General features: G+C 68.8%; 5 protein-coding genes. 3 read left to right on the top strand and 2 right to left on the bottom strand.

Annotation, left to right across the window (positions count from 1 at the left end; translation table 11 throughout):
• The 3 genes from ABZ281_RS43710 to ABZ281_RS43700 all read left to right on the top strand — a co-directional run.
• Positions 1 to 534, top strand: a 534-nt coding sequence (locus tag ABZ281_RS43710; RefSeq protein ID WP_356663753.1) for a transposase, incomplete at its 5' end; no start/stop codon positions are given.
• Positions 531 to 929, top strand: a complete 399-nt coding sequence (locus ABZ281_RS43705; protein WP_356663751.1) for a hypothetical protein — start codon at positions 531 to 533, stop codon at positions 927 to 929. The genes ABZ281_RS43710 and ABZ281_RS43705, both read left to right, overlap by 4 nt.
• A gap of 54 nt (positions 930 to 983) precedes the next feature.
• Positions 984 to 1,583 (top strand): hypothetical protein, encoded by a 600-nt coding sequence (locus ABZ281_RS43700; protein WP_356663749.1) that lies wholly within the window; start codon positions 984 to 986, stop codon positions 1,581 to 1,583.
• Between the two features lie 529 nt (positions 1,584 to 2,112).
• Here ABZ281_RS43700 and ABZ281_RS43695 read toward each other — a convergent pair.
• Positions 2,113 to 2,373 (bottom strand): hypothetical protein, encoded by a 261-nt coding sequence (locus tag ABZ281_RS43695; protein ID WP_356663747.1) that lies wholly within the window; start codon positions 2,371 to 2,373, stop codon positions 2,113 to 2,115.
• A gap of 4 nt (positions 2,374 to 2,377) precedes the next feature.
• Positions 2,378 to 2,749: a hypothetical protein gene (locus ABZ281_RS43690; RefSeq protein WP_356663745.1), complete on the bottom strand. Its 372-nt coding sequence runs from the start codon at positions 2,747 to 2,749 to the stop codon at positions 2,378 to 2,380.
• Positions 2,750 to 3,191 lie beyond the last annotated feature (442 nt).

Genomic DNA, 3,191 nt, shown 5'->3' with positions numbered 1-3,191 from the left:
TCCCTCGTGATCATCGACACCCAGTCCGTCCGCGCGGCCGCGGGTGTCCCGAAGACCACGACGGGACTGGACGCCAACAAGAAGGTGTCGGGCCGCAAGCGGGGACTGGCCGTCGACGTGCTGGGGCTGGTCATCGGTGTCGTCGTCCTGGCCGCCTCCGCCCACGACAACGCCGCCGGCACCGCCCTGCTCGACCAGGCAGCCGAGCGGTGCGGAATGCGCCTGGAGAAGGTCCTGGTGGACCAGGGCTTCAAGGACGAGGTTCTCATCCAGGGTGCTCTGCTGGACATCGACGTCGAGGTCGTCCGCCGCAACCCGGACGACCAGGGCAAAGGCTTCGTCCCGCAACCGAAGAGGTGGGTCGTGGGGCAGGTCAACGGCACGTTGATGCTGCACCGCCGCCTGGCCCGCGAGTACGACCACCGCCCCGACACGTCCGCCTCGCGCGTCTACTGGGCCTCCATCGCGAACATGGCCCGCCGCCTCACCGCACCGAGTCCGGCCTGGCGCGACACCCTCGGGCTGGCCGCGTGAACGTCATCGAGCTCCTGGCCGACCTCCAGGCCCAGCACGACGAGACCACAGCCCGGGCCGGTGAACTGCGCGACCGGATCCAGCACTTGACCGCCTTGCTGGCCGAGACCGAAGCGCGACTCGCGGACCTGGCCACCACCCGGAAGGTCATCGCCGAACTCGTACCGGCTGGAGGCCAACCCGCACCGCCCGAGACGAACACCGCCTACCAGGCCATCGTGAACACCTTCAACCAGCACCCCGACCAAGAGTTCCGAGCCCGTGAACTGCACGAACTCCTCGGCATGCCCACCGACGAGGCATCCGTCAACATCACACGCAGCCGTCTCGGACGCCTCACCCGCCAAGGCTTCCTCATCCAGCCCGGACGAGGCCGCTACCAGAAACGGACTTAACGCCCTCTGAAGCCCGCAGGCGGTGTCGAGCCGGCGCAGATCAAGGCGGCCGCCGTGCAGGCCCGCGAGGCCGCGCAGTTCCTGTCCGCCGAGTACGGCGACGGCGTCAACCTGGTCCTCGGGGTGAAGGCACTGCTGGAAGAAGTGGTGTGGGGCGACGAGGACCGCTCCGACGACGCCGAGCGGTCCTGGGAACGCCTGGGCCGCCACCTCGGATTCGTGAGCACCCGGCCGGAGAAGCTGTACGACACGGGCCCGGACAACCTCTGGGCACTCTCGGCCACGCGGCAGGCCGTGATCGAGCTCAAGACCGGGTGCATCACCGACACGATCGCCAAGAAGGACGCCGACCAGCTCGGCGGCAGCATCCGCTGGCTCAACAAGCACAACCCCGAGGTCAAAGCCCTGCCCATCATGGTGCACCCCAGCCGCGTCTGCGACGCCAAGGCCACCCCGCAGCCGGGAATGCGCGTGGTGACGCCAGCCAAGTACGAGCTCCTGAAGCAGTCGGCCATCCAGTACGCCGTCGCGCTCGCCAGTGACATGGGGCGATGGGGCGACGAACAGGCCGTCGCCGCGCAGCTCGCTCACCACAAGCTCACGGGCGACCGCTTCTTCGACACCTACTCCGAGGCCGCCCGCACCAGCGCGTGACCATCCGCACCCCGCGGGTTTCGACGATCACCTGGTACGTTCGCTGAAGTTGAAGGGGCACCCGCCGTCCAACGGCCGCTGCCCCTCTCTTCTTGCCCGAACGCCTTCGGCGCGAGCCGCGGTCTGCGCAGCCTCGACGGAGCCGCAACGCGAGGGGGACCCACGACTATTGGGAGCACAGCAGGCGCAGGATCGTCGTGGACAGGACCCTCGTGGGGTAGGGCAAGGGGCGGCGCAACGAGCGCCGCCTCCAGAAGGTGCTGGCTCGCGCGGTGGCACCCCCGGAACGCACCGGTAGCGGCCCACCACACCGCCGGTGAGCGTCCACCGGGTGCATGCGGGGACGTTGTCCTTGGAGAACAGACCCGGGGCTAGCGAGTCGGTCGGCGGACCGACCTTGTCAGCCCAGCGCCGCCACCACCGCCGTGCGGGGCCGGGCCCCGCGTGCACACCTCCACCTCCGGGCAGCACGGCCAAGCTCCCTCCAACAGCCAGTCGAAGGTGTCGCCGGTAAGTCGGCTCGGGACGGTCAGGAACTGTGGGCGGTCCAATCCCAGCAATCCGGGGCGTCGTGGCGTGGGTCGTACAGGGCCCGGCCGCCAGCGCCGAACTGCCCCAGCTCGGCGGAGAGCGCGACACAGGTGTCGGCCTCGTCCTGCGTCCAGCTTGTGACGCGGAGCAGCAGGCCGTCCAGCGGGCCGCCGACCAGTTCGGCGTAGTGCGGGCCGGGCTCGTCGTGGTCGGCGCCATAGATCCGGCGGCGCAGCAGTTGCTGGTCATCACGGTCCATCCGTTCAGCCTGGCAGCCGCCACTGACAGCCCGGGGCACGCGAGGCTGTAAGCCGTCGTCTCACACACGCCGCCCAAGCCGACGGATGGGCCGCCTGGCGATCTTCGATGATCACGGTGGAACTCCTGTCCGGGATCCTGCGGTCGAGGATCTTCAGGAACTCGTCTCGGGCCGTGATGGGGCTGAGCACGGTTCCGTACACGCCGGTCACCGCCAGCACGGGCCTCGAGGTCTCCGACTCCCGGTCGGCCGACTGGTAGGCGGCGAATGCTGAGGTGCCGTTCTCGATCTGGCCGTAGAGCGGCGACGCGATCTTCTGGTCGGGCTCGGCGTGATCGGACTCCGTGAAGGTGCCGTTCAGGACCGACTTGGGCATCTTCAACCGGTAGGGAGTGGGTGGGGCACCCTCATTTCCGGGGCCTTTGGCCGATGAGTCGCCGCTCTCTTCACCGCCGCCACAGCCGGTCAGTGTGACCGTGGCCATGGCCGTGGCCACGGCCGCAACTGCTGCCGGCCTCAGATATCGCTTCACGTGTCTCCCCACCACAGACAGTTCGAACTTGATCACTTTGCCATGACGCGCCTGGCCCGGTGCCCGGACAGCCGCGCGCGATAGTCTTCAGGCCCGGGGAAACTCGCACCGCACGACGCCGGGGTGACGGAGTCCACTGGCCTGCCCGCTCGCGGAAACGGCCTATCTTTCTGGCGCGTCCTTCCTTTCTGGCGTGGTGCTGCACTCTTCTCACTGTGGTGCGGCACCCTCGCTCATGGTGCGGCATGCCCCATTCGTGGTGCGGCGTTCTTTTCGCCACGATACG

Source organism: Streptomyces sp. NPDC006265 (genome assembly GCF_040613555.1).
Taxonomy (GTDB): Bacteria; Actinomycetota; Actinomycetes; order Streptomycetales; family Streptomycetaceae; genus Streptomyces.
The sequence above is the reverse complement of the archived record's forward strand: the minus strand, read 5'-3'. Positions and strand labels throughout refer to the sequence as shown.